Raw genomic sequence first — 20033 nt, forward strand, 5'->3', positions numbered from 1 at the left:
GGACACACTATTCAAAAGTGCGTCCCTTCTTTGTGTTTCAGACTATAACCTGTTTCCAAACTATAACTTGTTTCTCAAATCCTTGAAGTATTTTTTTTGCTTTTTAGGAGAGACGTAACCAATATGTTCGTAAAACCGATGTGCCTCATGCCTCTCTTCTCCAGAGTTCAACCTGATACTCCAAATACCTCGTGCCCTTGCTTTATCTTCTAAAGCCTGCATCAATTGCTTGCCAATCCCCCTATGATGAGCCTTAGTCGTAACAGCCAGACCTAAAACATTCAATAGTTCGTCAGAATAGAGCGTATTATACTTTTCAGCATGAACATACCCGAGGACTTCTTGATTCATATCGTCAACATAAACCAATACAATATGATTAGAATCCGAAATAACGGTGTTAAATTGTTTCTCGACTACTTCTCCTGGGACTGAATACCCTAACTCTATCGCATTTATTTCTGCAATAGTAGCCAAATCTTCTCGTTTGATAGGCCTAATCATGGATACATCTCCTCTTGATTTTATGAGATACAACTCATTCTATTATATACTACAGTTCTCTACTTTATCTAACACTATATACTACAACTCTCTACTTTATCTAACACTATATACAACAACTCACTTTTCATACGATTGCTCACTCACATACCATCACTTTTCTTTAACTTCCACATGACAATTGGTAAAAGATAAGCGTTTTATCCACATGACTCTGTAAAGTTTGATACAATAATGCTAGTTTACTTAATAATTAGCGATGGAGATGATCAACGTGAGTATAGCAGTGATGGCGGGGACACCGACTGACACAGAAATGGGAGTCAATTTGATCAAAGCCAGTAGTCTGTCCTCTCAACAAATCATCCCCGTTTCTATTTCAAAGAACCCACGCGAACAAACCTTATTTCAAACAAGATCATATGATGAGAGACACGCAGCTATTAAAAAAATCGTGAATGTACTCAAGAAAAAAAACGTCAGTTATCTGTTTGTTTATTGCAATTCTTTAAGTAGTGCCATCGATTTTGAATTGTTAGCAGATACTTTAAATATCCCTATCGTCACCCCATTTATGATCTACAAAGACATTGCCCATCACTATCAAAAAGTTGGTGTATTGACGGCAAATGCACAAGGTAGCGCTGGTATTGAGAAAGTGATGGTACACTCTAATCCTAAGATCAGTGTATTGACAGTCGCTAATATCTCATGGGTTGAAGCTGTTGAGAAAAAACTAGAACCACCTAAAATCATTTTGCGTTATGGGCTACTAGAGACAATTGCCTTCTTTGAAAACAACCGTACAGAAGCTATCATCATCGGTTGCACCCATTTCCCCTACTTTCTGGCAGATTATCAAAAATACACCGAATTACCGTGTATCGATGCTGGAGAAGCGATGATTGAAACAATGATTGAATACTTCAAAACCACAGATAAGCACTAGATTTTTCAGGTCACTAGCATCATCATTTCTATCATCATTAACTAAATCATCAAAAAGCAAACCAAGTCCTATCACAGACTTGGTTTGCTCGTTTATCAATCTATTGTTTTTACCTTTAATGTTTTTAGCCTTTAAAGCTTTTTGACTTTAATGCTTTTTTACCCTTTTTACCTTTATTAGCTTATTAGCTTCATTAGCTTTTTAGGTTTTATTGATTTATTGCTGTTATAAAAGTAATCAATCCCAACACAATACCAGGTGCATTGGCAATGACAAGTGGCCAGTCTCTCTTCTTTTTATGGATGCCATAAAAGACCCATAGTGAGCAGTTGATAGCTGCTACAAGTGGTTGAATCGAGCTACCAGGGTCACCATTCACATTTTTCATGATTTGGGGAATATACGCTATGTACATCAAAAATGACGTTGCAGTAGCGACCCATCCGAGTTTTGTCAATTTTTCCTGTGAGATTTTGATCTCATCTATCTATTATCATCTCTCCTCTTTATGCTTAATATCATAACACATTTTACTTTAAAATCATTTTTTTACTGTTTTTTCTTTGATCACTATTATAACAACCATACTATTTGGCACTTATAGCCTACTTATTCACTTGTAACATGCTTATTCATCTATAATTCATTTATTCACTTATAACCCATTTATTCGCTGTTTACAGTTACTCTAACAACGGATCATCTGTTGTTTAGATAAGGAGTTTTTCCATGACATTATTACTCAAGTATCTTCGCCCATTTTTTAAACGGATGGCAATTGGCACGACAATCAAATTTTTAGGAACTATAATGGATCTCTTCTTACCTTGGATCTTGGCCTATATTATCGATTCAGTGATTCCACAGCGAAATGTTTCAGTCGTTTTTCTCTGGGGTGGTATTATGGTCATTTGCTCTATTTTTGCCATTAGTGGCAATGTCATTGCCAATCGCATGGCCTCTAGTGTTGCGCGAGATGCCACACAGACGATCCGGCATGATTTATTTGAGACCGTTTCTTACCTCTCTATCCCACAAATCGACGAAACTGGGATTCCTTCTCTCGTATCTCGCCTGACAAGTGACACCTATAATGTCCACCAAACTATCGGGATGATGCAACGGATTGGGATCAGAGCCCCAATTCTATTAATCGGTGGGATTGCGATTACCGCCACTCTTGATCCTGTTTTAACTCTTGTTCTCGTTTCTATTATGCCCTTAACAATCATTGTCACAACGATCATCTCTAAAAAAGGAATCCCATTATATGGACAAGTCCAAATTAAAATTGATCGTCTGGTCAGAGTAGTCAGAGAAAATATCTCTGGCGCTCGGGTGATCAAGGCTCTTTCTAAAGGTGATTATGAAATCAATCGATTTGATCAGGTTAATCGCGATCTCATTAACTCTCAAATCAAGGCCGGGACAACAATGGCTGCTACTCCACCTTTGATGGATCTATTTCTTAACCTCGGTCTCACTCTAGTCGTCTTAGTCAGTGCTTTTCGTGTCAATGCAAACCTGACTCAACCAGGTGTCATCATCGCATTTCTATCCTATTTCACGATTATTTTAACCGCAATGCTCAATATCACACGGATTTTCGTTATTTTCACAAGAGGAATAGCTTCTGCCAACCGGATTGATAAAGTCTTGGTGAAAACACCAGAATTAGAGCCAATCTCACCAGAAGAGGCTGAAGCTAAAAGCCATCTTCCTTCTATCTCCAGTGACTCTAGTGACCAAATTAGGACCGATATATCTGACCACTTAGTCTTTGAACAGGTAGACTTCACTTATCCTAACAATCGCAAGAAGACATTATCCAATATAAATTTCCGCCTAAAACGTGGTCAAACCATCGGTATCATTGGACCTACCGGCAGTGGCAAGTCAACTATCGCTAAATTGCTCTTGCGACTTTATGATGTATCATCAGGAAGAATCTTGATCAACGGTCACGATATTCGGACCATTCAAAGTGCTGACTTACATCAAAAATTTGGTGTTGTTTTACAAAAAGACGTTTTATTTTCCCAGTCAATTGCTGACAATATCCAGTTTGGCAGACACTTTACGACAGAAGATTTGTTAGAAAGCATCGATCATGCCCAAGCAAAAGAATTTATTGATAAGGTTCCTGGAAAACTAGATTATCGTCTAAAGGCTAAGGGAAACAACTTGAGCGGTGGCCAAAAACAACGAGTTCTTCTCTCAAGAGCAATGGCAGGATCGCCAGAATTTTTAATACTAGACGATTCTTCTAGTGCCCTAGATTATCAAACAGATGCTAAATTACGGACAGTCCTCAAACAGGATTATCCTAATACAACAAAGGTGATTATCGCTCAACGAATAGCTTCCATTCAACATGCTGATATCATATTATTGCTAGACCACGGAACAATCATTGGATCAGGTAATCACCAAGATCTTCTGTCCCATAACACGACTTACCGAGAAATCTATGAAGAACAAACGGGGGTGACTGTCACAGATGAAACTATTTAAAAAAGATACTAGCAATCATCAACAGACCTTAAAGAAGTTATGGGGCTATCTCTACAAATTTAAATGGACACTGTTGTTAGCAGCTACTCTCATGATTATGAGTAATCTCTTGGCTCTTCTTGGTCCACTACTGTCAGGTTATGCTATCAATGCGATTGAACTTGGACCAGGAAAAGTCGATTTTTCCAGAGTCTATTTCTATTGTGGTTTAATGCTTCTTTTCTTTGTGATCTCATCAGTGCTAAGTTATGTCATCAGTCGCTTAATGATTCACTTAAGTGCCAAAATCTCTTATCGGCTTGCAAAAGACCTCTTTGATAAACTTCAAGAGTTGCCTGTTGGCTACTTTGACCAACATCAAACAGGCGATATCATCAGTCGCTTTGATTATGATATCGATACAATTAATACATCTTTAGCGAATGATACCGTCCAAATTCTGAGTAGCTTTGTCACCATTATTGGCTCTTTGATCATGATGATCATCATTTCATTCCCAATGGTATCCGTTTTTGTTCTCACAGTGCCTGCTTCCATTCTATTGACGCGGTTTTTGATGAAAAAATTCCAACCGCTATTCAAGAAAAGGAGTCAAAAACTAGGCGAGGTCAACGGCTTTGTGGAAGAAACCTTGACGGGCCAACAAACCATTAAAATCTATCACCAAGAAGAGACATTCATTGAGCGTTTTGATGTGAAAAACAAAGAAGCCGTCGATGCCTACTACAATGCTGAATACTATGGAAGTATGACTGGTCCTTCCATCAACTTTATCAATAATATTTCGCTATCATTGATTAGTGTTTTGGGAGCTTTGCTCTTTTTGAACCAACAATTAACCTTAGGAAATCTCTCGTCATTTGTGTTGTACTCCCGAAAATTCTCTGGACCAATCAATGAATTAGCTAATATTTTGAGTGACCTCCAATCGGCATTTGCAGCTGCTGATCGTGTCTTTCGCTTAATTGATGAGGTGCCAGAAGTTAAAGATATTCCAAATGCTCATGTCTTTGAGGAAGTGAATGGGGACGTAGAATTTGACCATGTTCAGTTTGGCTACCAACCAGACCGAATGATTATCCATGATCTCTCATTTGAAGCAATTGCTGGTGACTTAATTGCCATCGTCGGGCCTACTGGAGCCGGGAAAACCACCATTGTCAATTTACTGATGCGTTTTTATGACCCGAATAAGGGTATCATCACCCTAGATCATTACAACATCAAAGAAGCCACACGAAGAAGCTTGCGGAAAAAATATGCGATGGTCTTACAGGATACTTGGCTCTTTACAGGCAGTATTTTCGAAAATCTTTCTTATGGTAAGGAAAATGCTACTTTAGCTGAGGTAGAAGCAGCTGCCCGAGCAGCTCATATCCATGACTTTATCTTACAATTGCCTAAAGGCTATGACACCAAAATAACTGAAGATGGCACAAGTATCTCCCAGGGGCAAAAACAATTACTGACCATAGCACGGGCCATGTTACTAGATGCTGACCTATTGATTCTTGACGAAGCTACTTCAAATGTTGACACCAGAACCGAACGACTGATTCAAGAAGCTATGAAAAAATTAATGGCAGGCAAAACCTCATTTGTGATTGCCCACAGACTTTCAACCATTCGAAACGCTGATTTAATACTCGTTGTAGAAGACGGTAATATCGTCGAAAAAGGTACCCATGATGAACTGTTAGCTCTTGGACAAGTTTATCAACGCCTCTATCAATCCCAATTTGACCAAGCTATTACCCAGTAAGAGAAGAAGCCAAGACCACTGTTTTAAGCGGTAGCCTTGGCTTTTTTGATACCCTTCTATTATAGAATTATTTTTTATAGAATTATTTTTTCATATTTGTTAAACATCAATTTTCTTTTACTTGTTCCACACGTTCCTTTAGATAGTGGTTAAATAAGTCAAGAAGCTCTTCAGGGGTGGCGTCTTTGGCTAACTTACAATTGATTGCAACTGCCCCAAAGCCCATCCCACTATTTGCCTCAGCCGCCTTCTTTTGAGCACTAGTCATCTCATCAAACAAGACTTTATCATCTTTTAAAACAACTGCTAGTATTGGCTGATCAATAATCGTTTTAAGACTGACACTTATAACATTATCCCATTCAATAGTGACGTATCTAGGTGAATTGGGGGACGAAAAATCATGGAATCCTTGACCATCAACTACTAACAAATAGCGGTCAGTCATCATTTGACGAATAACTAATAAACTGATCATCGCGAAACCAACAGCACCAATGAAAGCCACAATCAGAGCTAACAGTCTATCCTCTTCATAGCCTTTATAAACAGCAAATAGAGCAACTCCAGTCATCACTACAGCAATAAAAGCAGTGATATACAATTTCGTTAACTTCTTTTTTACTACCCGTTTACCCACATCTTCAGTCGCCTTCACTTTTAATTCCTCTTCTCTCCATTGATAATTATGATAGAAGCTCATGATAGCTAGCATCTTTCATTGTCATTTAACAACAATCATAGCAACGACAATCATAGCACCAACAGTCATAGCCGATACACAAATAGGAAAAATCCAATCAGTGTGACCAGTATACTATACAACGTACCTATCAAATAGTATTCAGCAAAGGCTGGTTCTTTAGCAATTTTATTGTATCTCGTGATGGACTTAGCAGTCATAACAATAGCTAATGCAGCAAATTGACCAAGGTTGAGAAAGATAGCCATGATCATTCTTTCTAGGTTTCCAATCAAAGCCCCTGCCCCTGAGACGGTTTCTTCAAGTGGTTTTTTCTGAATGATATTTCTTTCAGTAACCTCTTCTTCATGGTAGCTTTGTTGGTACTTCCCAAACACCAGTTTAAAGCAAATATTAGTTGGCTTAAACAAGAGTAACAGATAAGCTGACCAAGATAGGAATAGGGACCATACCTCTGAGTCTACCACCGTTTGCGGTAGTCTAAGAGCTAATACACTAATCACTAGAAAGCCCAAGAGCAGATGGCTAGCCTGATCTAGTAGAAAAAGCCACTGTGAATATTCCTTCGCTATCACACTAAAACGACGGCTCCAAAAATATTTTATAAAATCTACGATGGCTTGAGCAAGTGATAAGCTAATCCAATACCGCAAGGCTACAAATGAATCATCATATAGGATAAAGGCTGATAAAAACGGGACACTATATAAACCACAATGAACAACCAATGCCCTTAACTCTTTTTGCTTACGAGCCGCCATCTGTTGTGTTTGAAAATAATAGTCACCAATCAAGTGGCAAAGGATAAAGTATTGAAACGTCAATGGTATCATCTTAGCCCTCCAACTCAAATTCAGTCAGTGTCTTTTCAATTGCAAGCCGTGTGGAAATAAACTGATAATAACCAGTAGATTTTATCTTAGCATTGACCTTTTGAGGTGTACTTTTATCAATCCGAGCTATTTCCACTTGTGGCACAGTTAAATCATAGCCCGTTTCTAACAGACGCTTTCGGACAAACGCCCGTTGACTAGTGACCCATTTACTTTCGATATAATCACTCAGTTGCAAGGTCTCATTCACCAGATCAATAACGGTTGAGGAATAACCAACCGAAACGGCTATACGACATTTGGCCACATCAGCAATCTCGTGCACAGCTTTGATAGCATCTCTCGCATGCCAATAGGCTGGTCCATCAGCTCCAATACTGACTTCTTTTTTAATTGACGTTGCCATCGTACCGACTCCAATCCCAAAACGAACGGCGATTGGATCGAGAGCAAACCGAATCCGATCGACAATTTCCAATAAATGCTCCCCACTTTTTAATAGCCCTTGAAACTCATCCCCAAGAGTAATAGTGAAATTAGAAACGATGACCTCTTGGTACATTTGATTAATATCCTCTAGCGTTTGATTTAAAAACTGTTGCGTTTCCTCCCGATCAGAAATATGACGAGAGGACACAATATCACCAATCACTGCATAAAATTTCACCCGATGACCCCCTTTGATTGTTAGCTTACAACTTTAAGTCTAATTATCGATGTATCTATTTGTGCACGTATCCTGTTCATGTACCCTGTTTGTGAATCTTTTCTATGGCACTAAGGAAAGCTGATTCTCAAATACTATTGCTATTACTACTGCAATTCTTATCACTATGGCTATTACTATTGTTATTACTATTACTTTTACTGATAGTTTACCATTGAAAGACAAAATTATCCAATTTATAAGTTTGATATACGCGTTTTCAAACTTATAAATTGGATTTCATAGCCTGATTAATCCTACTAATTAGTATTAGCTGAACAACACGACTTAATCAAATGATCTCTCAATCACTCACTGTCTTTTAAATGGCCTAGCGATTTTAAAAACTGTATCGCCGATTCATGATAACCAAATCTATGCCCATAGTCTTTCAGTAATGAAATATCATGAGTCACAGGATAGCCCGTTGTAAAAAAGGTCTTATAGAGTTCTAAATACGATAACTCTGCTTCTTCAGCACGTTTTATCTCACGACTCGTATCGTAGCGAACACGTTTAAAATCAATATCAGCTATTCCTGCCTCATCGATTGTTAGAAACATGTACTGAGCTCGTAAGTCTCCATGTAGCCTGTACCAATCATTGACTGGTTGTCCGATAGAACCCGGATTGAGAATTAATTGATCATTACTGGAGTACCTCAGAACTTGATGGTGAATGTGTCCATAGATAGCTATATCGGCTTCAAACTCTTGAAATAATGGGGCAAAATTTTCGACGGGTCGAAAGGTGTGAAGCTCAGGACCATAGTTTTTCTGTGGTAAATGATGAGTCAAACTGACAATCAAGCCATTGACCTCTTTGATAGTTTGAAGTGGCAATTGACGAATAAACTCGACCCTAGAAGGTGAAATATGATCTAACAAATAGTGCGAAAGCTGAACAAAATAAACATCTGTTTCATCTGTTAAATCAACATTGCCATCCAGAGCTGCTAAAAAACAATCCTCCCAGTTTCCTCTGACATAAACTGATACATTATTCTCTTCCAATAACTCAAATAACGCTTCCCCACCTGGACCTGGAAGTAATAAATCGCCTAAAAACCAAAAGTCCGTAGCCCCATTTGCATGTGCATCTGCAAAGACTGCTTCCAGTGCTGTTTGGTTACCATGAACATCCGATAAAACCGCTATTTTATGAATCAACTCTACCCACCCCTCTGTTACTCGTTCATATTTTTCATTCTGACAATCTAGTAACTAGGGCTATTATAACAATTTTGGGATCATTTCGGCAGACTAAACGTTATGAATTGAATGTCATTCCATCAACAGATAGTATCAGCAAAAAATCCGATCAGAGAAATAACCTGCCAATTCTTTTTCGTTCTTACTCTCAAGAAATTGCAAAGAGACTTGTCCGTAATCATCCAGAGAGGACCCCGTAAAGAAATCAGACTGATTGCTGATCATCGCCATAAAACGCTCTTCTAACTTCATCATTTTCTTTAGAGAATCATATATAGTCTTCTCAGATACGGTATTAAAAGTATTTAATAAAGCTTGCCTATCCGCATCAGATAAATACCGTAGAATTTGAGTCGATTTCTTGCCATAGTTTCGATCAAAGCCATATTCAGTAGCCACTACCCAGGTCATTAGTCGAATCAATTCATCCCGAGTCAGATTCAAGTAGAATTGAGATAGTAATAATTCCCCTCTTAACGTAGCTTTCAAAACATTGGTCGACTGCCACCAAAATTCCTTGATAGAACTCGTCACAAGCTCTTCAGACGGCTCACCAATCCAATAATCACGATCACTCGGTTCGATAGTCCCTTCAATCCGTCCATCTTTGTCAGCTATAATCTGAGTCAGACTATCAGATGATAAATAACGCTCTAAAAGAGAAAGAGCCATGATTTGAAAATCGATACGATTTCCGTCTTGATAAAGTACTAAATAAGTATAGCCATTCCCATCAGGATAAAGATTAGGACCATCTGCTTCTGGCTCAGTTACCATCAAGACATCTCCAAAATGACTTAAAAAACTAGCATCCTGTTTATACTTGCCCACATCATCGGTGAAGAAAACAACATCATAATCCCGATAACCGTCAGGTGGAATATTGACATTGACACGAGAACCATTCATTGCAAAAACTCTAATATCCTCTTGCTTATTATAAAAATTCATCAAGTCTTTCATGATACCATCTGCCATACTAAAACCCCTCTCTTTTGAAAGCTTTTATAGTGTTAGACGAAATATCTGATCCCTAATTTTACTGACCATTTTACCTTTGAAACTACCACTACCTTTCCACATTATCGCTAACCGCCGTTAACCAATGCTAGACACTATTAATTATTATTACTCATTATTAATCATAGTTAGTCATTATTGCCTATAGGAAAGCATCTTTTTACACTTTTATATATTGTTACTTTTTTCACTATTTATGTCCTTCCATGTCAATTATAACACAAAAGCAGCCTCATCAGCTGCTTGTTTAGAATAAATATACTTCTATTATTTGTTTATTTTACTATGTTTTTCAATGTCAATCCAAAAGAAATGAGCTGCCATTGCAATTATTACCTTTATCACAATGTCTTGATGATTCTGACTATATTAAAGAAATTCTCTCTGTGACTTGTATCCCAATGACTTATCTGGGAACAAATCTCGTTCTAACATAAAACTCTGGGGAAAAGTGAATTTCGGTATATTCAAAAATTTCCCCACTATCAATATACGCCCAATTCTGAGTTTGAGCGATACAGTTTTTATCACCCAAAACTAAATTATCTCGGTCCATTTTTTCTGCCTTAACAACCCGATCTGCCATTTTAGAACCAATGATTTTCAGACCAAGTGTTTTTTGGATATACTCGTAAATCGATTGAGAGGCTATTTTCTGATTTAAGCCACTAACTATCTCTTCTCTAAAATAGCTATCATCGATCATCATGGGTTTCCCACCAATGATTCTTAGTCGTACAGCATGGAAAACAGATTCGCCTTCATCAAAGGTACTTTTGTTAGCCAGTTTTGCATTTACCGTTGATTGATTAAAGGATAAAACAACTGTTTCAATATCGTTGTGCTTTATCTTAGAAGGTCTCATAATATTTCCGGTACTAATCAACTCATCAGTAATGGGAACACGGCGTAATACAACATTAGAGCTTCCAGTTTTGCTATACACTAATCCTTCTATGTTTAAAAGTCGAATAGCTTTCCTTACAGTATTTCTAGAAGCATTATATGCTAACTCCAACTCTTTCTCCGTTGGTAAGATTTGATAATGATCAAATTCCTCGCTATAGATTCTTTTTTTTAAATCCAAGTAGATGTGATCAGATTTGCTTTTAATAGACATGATAGAAACCCCTCTATTAACGAGTTTTAAGAATAGAATAGTCACTTAAGGTATATCCCATTTCCTCTATCATACCTTTAAACGCCTTACTCGTAAACAGCGAAAGCTCTTCTTCTCTTCGATCGGTCAAGCTAGATATTGCCCGTAATTCTGAATCTACTAATCCTGGATGACAGATCAATTCACTCACTTCTGATACTGATGAGCTCAATAGTTCCTTTACCAGTTCTAAGGTATAGGGTTGATTAGGTGGATTTATGAGTTTGGTACCAGCAGCAACAACATCTCTTTCTTTCAAAACGTCATTCAATCGTGGATCAACTAAATTCCTGACTGCTACCTGATATTGTAAGGCCAAATTAGCTATAATGGTCGCCATACCTTCATCATCAATAATATTTTTATGGTAGGTTAAATGTGTTAATTCTAAACCACTAGATAACAAAAACTCAATTTGCTGTTTAAATTCATTAAAAACAATATCATAGTATCTTTTGTTTTTTTCCTGTTCACTTAACTTAACGAACGTATCTGTGTAAAACAGAGGTTTCCCAACATTAAGAGTCAGATGTATTCCCATACGTATCAAGTGTTCTTTTTTTGCCAACTCAATGGCTTGTTGAGAAAATGGACTTGTCGCAATGAGATTTGTTTCAGTTACAACTCCTCTATCTATTGCTTGAACGATTCCTTTTGAGACACCTTCCGTTAACCCAAAATCATCTGCATCTATTATTAAAAACTTTTTACGACTCATATTCTGCTTCCTTCTCTTGTTCCTTTAAAAGTAAGGTTCGATCTCCGGCTTTAAAGAACGGATAGTACATGATTGTATTGATCACTAAAAAGAAAATTTGCATAACTCCTAATTTCCAACTTCCTTGAATCAAACCTACAAAAAAGATAGGGATAGGCATGCCTAGTATTGAAGCTTCAGATGGTGCAGGAACTAGTCCAGATTGAATCAAAAAGTAACCGATGATCAAATTGACTATCGGAGCAAATATGTATGGAATCGCATATAGGGCATTAAATACGATCGGTATTCCATAAATCAAAGGTTCGTTGATTCCAAAAATACCTGACGGTAACGAAAGCTTTCCTAGGGTTTTATACTGTTCACTTTTAGCATTGAAAGCCATTAAAAAGTTTAGTCCTAATGTAGCTCCACCACCACCAATTGAAGTACATAAAATCCAAAAAGCTAATCCAACAATATTAGGTAAGGGTTGACCATTTGTGTATGCTTCTAGGTTTTGAAGATCAAGTGGCATAAAGACAGTTAATAAAATAGGCATTAAGACCAACATACCATGGATTCCCATCATCCATAGAAGCCTAGATAACAGCGTAATAATAATCAATGCTACTAATGAGTTCCCTAGATTTGTGATAGGTGTTTGAATCAGTGTAAAAATAACACTGTGTATATTGCCAAAACCAGTTAAACTAAATAGATATCTGAGTATCATCGCTATCAGTATAATGACAGCAGATGGTACTAAACTAGCAAATGACTGACTAACCATTGTCGGAACAGATTTTGGCATTTTCAAAATCCACTCATTTTTGATCATGATGACATATAATTTTCCTATCGCAAAAGCCGTTAAAATGGCAACAAAGAATCCTGCACTACCCAACCATTCAAATGAGATATAAGTAGTTTCATCAATTAATTCTAAGGGAGTGAGTATCAGAAATGCTATGAGTGAAATGATACTAGGGATTATAGCAGGAATCTTTTTGCTCTGTACATAGACGTAAGTGATACTCATAACAGCAATCAAAGATATAATGTTCGTAGAAAACTGGCCACCAAGAGTAAATATTTCTTTTAGACCAACGCGTTGGATAAACTCTTGATAAGACTCCACGGGGAAATTGGCAAATAGCGAAGAGAAAGCTCCTACTATGATGACTGGTAAAATCATCGTCAAACCTGATGTTAATACTTTTAAAAACGATAAACTGTCCAACCATTCATTCAACTTCTCGAGTTTCTTTATTAACGGACTGTCTGCACTAAACATTTTATTTCCTCCTTTTTGGGTTACCCCTGTTTGATTACGCTTTCATATTAGTTTAACCCAATAACAATGTCAAGCTTTAAATGTTAAGTAGTGCTATTTTTAGGCAGACGAAAATACAAAAAAACGCTGAGGCGTTTTTTTACACTATTCTGTCAGGTAATTCTCCCTCAGCGCTTTTTGTTCATTTAGACTGATTTGCAAGATATTGGTGATATAGTAGCTTAAACTCCCGTATTTTTCATTGATAATCTCAAAAGAGTGGTCCAGATATACTTGATCAACGGACAATAGTGTCTCCAATATTGCAGCTTGTGCTGGGTTGGTGAAACTAGCTGACATTGCTTTGATTAATGCTTCATTCGCCTTTTTTCGCTGTTGGTTAGTCTTAAGATAATCGCCCAAAATCTGTTGTTTATTGACGCCTAGAATTGAAAGAAATAATAACGCCCCGACGCCTGTTCGGTCTTTACCAGCAAAGCAATGAAACAGTGTAGAACCTCGTTCTTGTAAAGATAATTCAGTAATAAAAGTATTGTAACCTCTTTGAGCAGTGTCGTTAGTAATCATCTCTTCATAGATTTTCTTCATTGCCTGATCAACTGTATCTTCTTTAGAAGATACTAGCATACTTTCTAAACTAGCATTCATCGTATGGATTCCTGCCATGATATCGATATGATGGTAGGTAGTGCCCTCTAAAACATCATCTGGCTCTCTTTTGATTTCATCCTCACTTCTAAAGTCGATAATTTTCTTGAGTTGATAGTCCTTTTCCAAAGTCCTACGATCATCTTCCGATACACCTACTAACTGACCAGATCTTAAAATCCGTTTAGATTTGACAGTTTGCCCACTAGCTGTTTTTAACCCACCAAGATCTCTAAAATTAACAACTGTTTCCATAAATAACCTCCAATATTGATCCTATATACCTACTAGTTTATCATCTTTATCATCCTTGTCCCCCTAAATTTGGCCAATTTAAGCTCGTTTTATTCTATTTCTTCAATCATATTAACGTAGTGGAGTCAAATTATACAACAAAATCAAACTTATAAGCGATATAATGATTATCTATCGCTTATAAGTTTGATAATATTTTTGAAAACAACTAAATCTGATATGATGATGCAAAGAAATCAGCTACCTTGTCCATAGTGGGTCCCTTAACCATATGACTTTCATTAGCCGCATGAAAAATGATAAAGGGATTCAAATGCTTTTTGACAAAGTCATTCGTTTGCGAAAAGGGAATCTTCTCGTCTTCTTTCCCATGCCAAAAATACAGTGGAATTTTAGGAAGGTGTTGATAATAGCTACTTAGATCGTACAATCTCATCCAACTGGTCAAATCGTCATAGTCGCGTGGTAAAAAAATTCCTCTTTCCGAAATATGTGTTTTTAACATCTCCCTATAAGCTATTAAGGATGGTGAGCCCATGACACAAGCGGCTGCATTAATTTCGGGATGATGGGTCATCAACGCACATGTCGTCATACCTCCCATTGATACACCGCCGACGCCAATAAACTCATTCGTCAATTTGGCACGCTTGAAATAGGCTATGAGCGATTCAAACTCGAACAAGTTAGCATGGATACTTTGAAAGAAGGTAAAAGAAGGAATATCTGATACTGGTGTTTTACGCTCACCATGATTTGCAGCATCTGGCAAGATGACCCGAAAACCTTTTTGGGCAATCTTTCTCCCTTGCGTTAATACAAGTTCCTTTGACGTTTGCCATCCATGATAATAAATAATGAGAGGCAATCGCTCATTGATTCTTTCTTTTGAAACAACCTCTAAAACAGGAACAATTCCAACTTTTAGTTTTCTAACCTCTAACTTCATACACGATCCCCTCACCTAAATGGATTGATATAGTCGTTCTATAGTTTACCATAGACCATTATTGGACGGTCGTCAGATGCTTATAGCCATCTAGAATTTATCCTTCTAATGCGTTTCTCTTTATCCATATAAAGAAAAAATCTGTTAAAGAAAAATTCTGTGCTAACAAAAAAAGAGCACAAAAATAGACCTAACAGGATTTGCTGCTTCTTGTTTACATACATTTCGTGATGGAGTGTCTAAGTGTTGCTCCAACTTGTAATTAAGCACCTGTTAGGTCGTATTCAGTTTGTAAGGAATAATTCAAACTCCCACACCTTTCGGTTGTTCGGTCTTTAAGTCTCACGACTAGCGACCATTTTTTGTAAACCTAAATTCACTTACATTCAGCTCAAAGCTTGAAATGTTCAACTAGCTTTCATTTAACAAACATCCATAAATCTAACGCCGATTTTTTCAATCCCGACTCAAATCTACAGCCTATTTTTATCTAAAGAACTAATTGTGGGAATCTTCGGTTCCTTACACTCATAGTGTAGCATAGTATGTAACCGTTTGCAACTATAATAAGTAATTATTTTTCTCTTCAAGGTGTGTTGTAAAATAAATTCCAACAGAATCGCAATGATAGAGTCAATCGTTTTTCTAAAACATCAATCTATGCGTAATTTCAAATCGTCATCGCTGATCAACTGCTGTTTATTGATGAACAGTAATCTAGCTATAATTGCTAAAGCGGTTGGCAAGACGAAAAACAAAAGGATAATCACCAAGACCGATTGCATGGATTGATCTCCGGCGTTATATGCCGCAAGTGGCCCTACTAGTCCTGAAAAGCCAAATCCTGCACTCAATGGCGTCCCCTGAATCTCAAAAATAGCACCTAAGCCACCTAAGATAGCCGCGTTCAGAATGACTGGAATGACGATTTTAGGGTGACCAACCACATTAGCCATCTGTACTTTTGGTGAACCGAGGAAATGAACGAGTGAGCCACCCACGCCATTAGCTTTTAAACCTAGTAGCGCTAGCGTAAATCCACAAGCTGTAATCCCCAAATTAGCAGTTCCCGAGGCAATTCCCTCCAGTGAAATCGTCAGAGCCACCGCAACAGTTGAGATTGGTGAAATGATCATGATGCCAAATATCACAGCCATTAAAATCCCCATCAAAACAGGTTGTACTAGGGTAACTTGGCTGATTAATTCGCCTAAAGCTGTTGTTATCTGGGCCACTATTGGATAAAGTATCGTGCTAATCGACCCAACAATAACAAGTGTTAGTGTAGGTAATAACAATATATTGTAAGCCTTCAACCTACTCCCCACCAACTGGATAAAGTAAACGCCCAAACACAAAGTGATGATGATATTTAAGATATCACCAGTGCCTTTAATCATGAAAATGCCGTTATCAATCTGCCAATTTTTAGCACCAACTAAGGCTACCAGAGCTAAGGTAGCACTTTGAATGGCAGTTAATTTGAACAATCTACTACTGACTAGTGCACTGACTGGCGCTAATAAAATCATCGACAAATTAGAAATGTCAATGATGGTCTTAGCCATCGGAAATATCGGCAACAACGCCAACATCACGTTTCCTAACAAGGCTGCGGGGACCAAAGACACCACGGCTCCAACACTCACGCCATTCAGAATATTCATCATAAATGCTTTAAAGGCAGAAATAGGATTAGCAGAAAGCTTATGCTGTAAGACATTTGGTTGCTCTTTGGATGTACTTATTACTTCTGTTAACTTAGTCATTAATTAACCTCCATGAACTTTGCCATTCTAGTCATCGCTAACTTAAGATTTTCAAAACTCGCAGCGTAACTCAGTCTGAAGTAGCCTTCTCCACTAGGAAAACAGGCTCCAGGGATGACAGCAACCTTAGCTTCTTCTGCTAACTTCAGACAGAATGCAAAACTATCTTGTGTCATTCTTTGCGGTATCTTACAAAATAAATAGAATGTTCCCTTGGGACTAACAAAATCGATCCCCATTTCAGACAATTTCGAAACGACAAAGTCTAACCGACGCTTGTATTCGTCCCGCATCAGAACAGCATCGTCGATGCCAGCCGTTAAAGCTTCCAAAGCTGCAGCTTGGGCAATGGCTGTGACGTTGGTAATAGTGAATTGATGAACCATTGCAATTTTAGGAATAATAGCTTTGGGAGCAGCTAATATGCCAACCCGCCATCCAGTCATCGCGTGGGATTTTGAAACACCATTTAAAAGAATCGTTTGCTCAGGCAATAAGCGACCTAATGAGACATGTTTTTGATCATAAATTAGCTCACTATATACTTCATCAGACATGGCATAAACCGGATACTTCTTTAATACCGCAGCAATGTCTTCTAATTCATTTTCATCGAAAGTTGTTCCAGTCGGATTATTTGGGAAATTTAAAACGACTACTTTCGTTTTAGGGTGTTCTTTCAATGTTTTATCTAAAACTTCGGGGTTCAATTTAAAACCTGTTTTTGAAGTATCGATGAAAATTGGTGTTGCACCATTCATAATGGTAATAGGAATATAGAGGGGAAACGTGGGCACAGGGATAATCACTTCATCTCCTGGATTTAACAAGGCTGTTAATCCTGCATATATCCCCCCTGTCGCTCCTGCAGTCGCAACAATTTGGGTTGATGGATCATAATGAACATCATATTTTGACTCCAGATAATGAGACATCGCTTCTCTTAGATCTAATCGTCCGGATGAATTCGTATAATGACTCTCATTCTGTTGAATGCTTTTAATACCAGCTTCTTTCACATGCTCTGGTGTATTAAAATCTGGCTCCCCCACTGTTAATTTCACGATATCTGCTATCGTTGATATTTGCTCATTAAATGATAGAATGCTCGATGGTTGGATACCATCCAATCGATGATTTGTATTTATTGTTAACACTTCTTTTACCCCCATATTTTAGTCTCCTTATAAAAAAATCCCCTCAATCACTAAAGACTGAGAGGAGTCGATCATTAAAAGATCAAACAATACTTTTAACTCCCTCACAGTCATTTATTATGATCTGCGAGGGCCAACACGAAAAACTTTTGGCTCACAGATCAATCGTGAAAAACCAAAAGTAATAAAAATTAGCTTGTTTGAGTTTTAATGAGTTTGACATTTTGATCATCCCTTTACAAGTTGGGTATAGCTTACCTAAAAAAGATACTGCTGTCAACAGTATCTTTAGTCTTTTGTAAGAATAGTCTCATTTTATTTTAATTTTTAATATTTTATTCCGCAGCCTTGATGGCATCAACAATAGCTTGTAAGTAACCAGCCGTATCGGAGAAAGTTGCCCCACTCACAACATCAGCAGGACTATCATCCTCGCCAAGACCTTTCAATTCTCCAACTGTTGCTTCCAATTCGCCAGAAGTTTTTCCTAGGGCAAACTGAATGACTGCCGCTAGATTATCCGAATAAGTATTAGTTGCACCACCCTTTTCAGACATCATTTTAGAATAGGCATCATTATTAGCTTCTTTAGACGCTAGAACTAAGCCATCTTTAACGTCAGCGCCAAATTCGTCATTTGAGTTAGGTACGCCACCAAAATCAGCGGCACTCACATACTGGAATTCATCTAAAGCAGCAACTGCCAACCGATCCCCATCTAAACCGACAGTGATAACCGCAAATGATTTATCGCCATGCGGTGAAGCCAAGACTTGGATTTCTTTCAAGTCAGCATTATCGGTTTTTATACCTTCATAAATCTTTCCTTTAGTGGCACTGTCAATAATTGCTTGTAAATAACCAGCAGTATCGGAGAAAGTTGCTCTACTCACAACATCAGATGGATTGCCATCCTCTCCTTGGTTATTTAATTCTGTCACTGATTCTTTGAGCTCATTTGCCGTTTTACCCTTTGCAAACTCACTAATAGCATTAATGCTATCGTCCCACGTTTGAGTGGCGCCACCTTTTTCTGCCATCATCTTAGAATAAGCGTCATTATTTTCTCGTTTACTTGCCAATACTGTGTCATCGGGAAAAGCCTCTCCAAAGCCCCCATCAGCATTTGGAACACCATCAAAATCAGCAGGAGATACATATTGGAACTCGTCTAGATTAACACCCAGAATCGTCTCAGCAGACATTGTGACAGTCACCACCGCAAAAGACTTGGTCCCATGAGGAGCCGTTAATAATTGCCTCATGTATACCTTATCTGTTGGAGCCGCGTCAGTCGAACTACCATCTGCAATTGTAACCTCATTTGGCGTTGCTTCTTCCTCTTTACTTTCTTCCTTCTTCTCCGTTTTCTCAGTCGCTGTATCATCTGACCCTGAGTCACCATTTCCATTGGATGAGCAGCCTGCACCTAAAAATAGTGCTAATAATGCCATTGTTGTTAACGCAATCTTTTTCGTTACTTGTCTCCCTCCATTTTTAATTACTGAGTGACATTCCTTCCTTTTTCATTTTATCACATAATGTAAGCGCTATCAACACTTAGTTATTTTTTTCACTAAATGGTCAAACAGCTTTTAATCGAGTAGGAGGAGCCTCACGGCTCCGACCTCTCACACCACCGTACGTACGGATCCGTATACGGCGGTTCAATATCTTGCGTAAGCAGACTCTACCATTTCGCTTAGGGATACTAAGCCCCAGTGGTGGAGTCTTTCGTTTGTAAGGGCCCAGTGAACCTCTGGTGATTTAGATAATCTCCAGTATTTCTTTCTGGAATAACCGATTCTTTTGGCACTATCTAAATTTAATCCATATTTTAATAACTTCGTTATTTTTGTTTTTGGTAGTTTCCATCTTTTGAGAATAAGCTGTCTGATTC

At 37.9% G+C, this 20033-nt stretch carries 18 protein-coding genes and 1 pseudogene; 3 read left to right on the plus strand and 16 right to left on the minus strand.

Annotation, left to right across the window (positions count from 1 at the left end):
- Positions 1-60: 60 nt before the first annotated feature.
- Positions 61-504 (minus strand): GNAT family N-acetyltransferase, encoded by a 444-nt coding sequence (locus tag H541_RS0100380; protein ID WP_022795374.1) that lies wholly within the window; start codon positions 502-504, stop codon positions 61-63.
- Positions 505-778: 274 nt separating this feature from the next.
- Here H541_RS0100380 and H541_RS0100385 point away from each other — a divergent pair, with 274 nt between their 5' ends.
- Complete coding sequence (locus tag H541_RS0100385; RefSeq protein ID WP_026501487.1) at positions 779-1453, plus strand: aspartate/glutamate racemase family protein; 675 nt, start codon at positions 779-781, stop codon at positions 1451-1453.
- 208 nt (positions 1454-1661) lie between these two features.
- On the opposite strand, the gene H541_RS0100390 is transcribed toward H541_RS0100385, so the two are convergent.
- Positions 1662-1910, minus strand: coding sequence for a SemiSWEET family transporter (locus H541_RS0100390; protein WP_022795376.1), 249 nt, complete (start codon positions 1908-1910; stop codon positions 1662-1664).
- Positions 1911-2182: 272 nt separating this feature from the next.
- Between H541_RS0100390 and H541_RS0100395 the strand changes: the two genes are divergently transcribed.
- On the plus strand, positions 2183-3967 hold the full coding sequence (locus tag H541_RS0100395) for an ABC transporter ATP-binding protein (RefSeq protein WP_022795377.1): 1785 nt from the start codon (positions 2183-2185) through the stop codon (positions 3965-3967).
- A complete protein-coding gene (locus tag H541_RS0100400; RefSeq protein WP_022795378.1) occupies positions 3954-5729 on the plus strand; it encodes an ABC transporter ATP-binding protein in 1776 nt (591 codons plus the stop codon). The genes H541_RS0100395 and H541_RS0100400 overlap by 14 nt, the downstream gene beginning before the upstream one ends.
- 106 nt (positions 5730-5835) lie before the next feature.
- Here the strand turns inward: H541_RS0100400 and H541_RS0100405 are convergent, their stop codons facing one another.
- The 14 genes and pseudogenes from H541_RS0100405 to H541_RS13475 form a co-directional block, all read right to left on the minus strand.
- The gene (locus H541_RS0100405) at positions 5836-6432 is read right to left on the minus strand and encodes an STM3941 family protein (protein ID WP_022795379.1); all 597 of its coding nucleotides are present in this window, start codon (positions 6430-6432) and stop codon (positions 5836-5838) included.
- 65 nt (positions 6433-6497) lie between these two features.
- Positions 6498-7265 (minus strand): DUF3307 domain-containing protein, encoded by a 768-nt coding sequence (locus tag H541_RS0100410; protein ID WP_022795380.1) that lies wholly within the window; start codon positions 7263-7265, stop codon positions 6498-6500.
- A gap of 1 nt (position 7266) precedes the next feature.
- A complete protein-coding gene (locus H541_RS0100415; protein WP_022795381.1) occupies positions 7267-7932 on the minus strand; it encodes a SatD family protein in 666 nt (221 codons plus the stop codon).
- Between the two features lie 347 nt (positions 7933-8279).
- Positions 8280-9140 carry a metallophosphoesterase family protein gene (locus tag H541_RS0100420; protein ID WP_022795382.1) on the minus strand — a complete coding sequence of 287 codons (861 nt, stop codon included), beginning with the start codon at positions 9138-9140 and terminating at the stop codon, positions 8280-8282.
- 135 nt (positions 9141-9275) lie between these two features.
- Positions 9276-10160, minus strand: coding sequence for an aminoglycoside 6-adenylyltransferase (locus H541_RS0100425; protein ID WP_022795383.1), 885 nt, complete (start codon positions 10158-10160; stop codon positions 9276-9278).
- 448 nt (positions 10161-10608) lie between these two features.
- On the minus strand, positions 10609-11322 hold the full coding sequence (locus H541_RS11100) for a GntR family transcriptional regulator (protein WP_022795384.1): 714 nt from the start codon (positions 11320-11322) through the stop codon (positions 10609-10611).
- A 16-nt stretch (positions 11323-11338) separates the two neighbouring features.
- The gene (locus H541_RS0100435; RefSeq protein WP_022795385.1) at positions 11339-12079 is read right to left on the minus strand and encodes a ChbG/HpnK family deacetylase; all 741 of its coding nucleotides are present in this window, start codon (positions 12077-12079) and stop codon (positions 11339-11341) included.
- Positions 12069-13355 (minus strand): PTS sugar transporter subunit IIC, encoded by a 1287-nt coding sequence (locus tag H541_RS0100440; protein WP_022795386.1) that lies wholly within the window; start codon positions 13353-13355, stop codon positions 12069-12071. The genes H541_RS0100435 and H541_RS0100440 overlap by 11 nt, the downstream gene beginning before the upstream one ends.
- Before the next feature lie 144 nt (positions 13356-13499).
- Positions 13500-14258, minus strand: a complete 759-nt coding sequence (locus tag H541_RS0100445) for a tyrosine-protein phosphatase (protein WP_022795387.1) — start codon at positions 14256-14258, stop codon at positions 13500-13502.
- Positions 14259-14466: 208 nt separating this feature from the next.
- Positions 14467-15207, minus strand: coding sequence for an alpha/beta fold hydrolase (locus tag H541_RS0100450; protein WP_022795388.1), 741 nt, complete (start codon positions 15205-15207; stop codon positions 14467-14469).
- A gap of 653 nt (positions 15208-15860) precedes the next feature.
- Positions 15861-16976: a PTS sugar transporter subunit IIC gene (locus H541_RS0100455; RefSeq protein WP_022795389.1), complete on the minus strand. Its 1116-nt coding sequence runs from the start codon at positions 16974-16976 to the stop codon at positions 15861-15863.
- Positions 16976-18148 (minus strand): aminotransferase class I/II-fold pyridoxal phosphate-dependent enzyme, encoded by a 1173-nt coding sequence (locus H541_RS0100460; RefSeq protein ID WP_022795390.1) that lies wholly within the window; start codon positions 18146-18148, stop codon positions 16976-16978. The genes H541_RS0100455 and H541_RS0100460 overlap by 1 nt, the downstream gene beginning before the upstream one ends.
- Positions 18149-18468: 320 nt before the next feature.
- On the minus strand, positions 18469-19587 hold the full coding sequence (locus H541_RS0100465) for a hypothetical protein (RefSeq protein WP_022795391.1): 1119 nt from the start codon (positions 19585-19587) through the stop codon (positions 18469-18471).
- Positions 19588-19800: 213 nt separating this feature from the next.
- Positions 19801-20033, minus strand: a pseudogene (locus H541_RS13475) (group II intron reverse transcriptase/maturase); the annotation flags it as partial.

The organism is Bavariicoccus seileri WCC 4188 (genome assembly GCF_000421665.1).
Classification (GTDB): domain Bacteria; phylum Bacillota; class Bacilli; order Lactobacillales; family Aerococcaceae; genus Bavariicoccus; species Bavariicoccus seileri.

Coding starts and splice junctions, on each gene's coding strand:
- H541_RS0100455 (WP_022795389.1), bottom strand. CDS start 16,976: ATGACTAAGTTAACAGAAGTAATAAGTACATCCAAAGAGCAACCAAAT.
- H541_RS0100425 (WP_022795383.1), bottom strand. CDS start 10,160: ATGGCAGATGGTATCATGAAAGACTTGATGAATTTTTATAATAAGCAA.
- H541_RS0100380 (WP_022795374.1), bottom strand. CDS start 504: ATGATTAGGCCTATCAAACGAGAAGATTTGGCTACTATTGCAGAAATA.
- H541_RS0100440 (WP_022795386.1), bottom strand. CDS start 13,355: ATGTTTAGTGCAGACAGTCCGTTAATAAAGAAACTCGAGAAGTTGAAT.
- H541_RS0100435 (WP_022795385.1), bottom strand. CDS start 12,079: ATGAGTCGTAAAAAGTTTTTAATAATAGATGCAGATGATTTTGGGTTA.
- H541_RS11100 (WP_022795384.1), bottom strand. CDS start 11,322: ATGTCTATTAAAAGCAAATCTGATCACATCTACTTGGATTTAAAAAAA.
- H541_RS0100465 (WP_022795391.1), bottom strand. CDS start 19,587: ATGGCATTATTAGCACTATTTTTAGGTGCAGGCTGCTCATCCAATGGA.
- H541_RS0100410 (WP_022795380.1), bottom strand. CDS start 7,265: ATGATACCATTGACGTTTCAATACTTTATCCTTTGCCACTTGATTGGT.
- H541_RS0100405 (WP_022795379.1), bottom strand. CDS start 6,432: ATGAGCTTCTATCATAATTATCAATGGAGAGAAGAGGAATTAAAAGTG.
- H541_RS0100445 (WP_022795387.1), bottom strand. CDS start 14,258: ATGGAAACAGTTGTTAATTTTAGAGATCTTGGTGGGTTAAAAACAGCT.
- H541_RS0100450 (WP_022795388.1), bottom strand. CDS start 15,207: ATGAAGTTAGAGGTTAGAAAACTAAAAGTTGGAATTGTTCCTGTTTTA.
- H541_RS0100395 (WP_022795377.1), top strand. CDS start 2,183: ATGACATTATTACTCAAGTATCTTCGCCCATTTTTTAAACGGATGGCA.
- H541_RS0100400 (WP_022795378.1), top strand. CDS start 3,954: ATGAAACTATTTAAAAAAGATACTAGCAATCATCAACAGACCTTAAAG.
- H541_RS0100460 (WP_022795390.1), bottom strand. CDS start 18,148: ATGGGGGTAAAAGAAGTGTTAACAATAAATACAAATCATCGATTGGAT.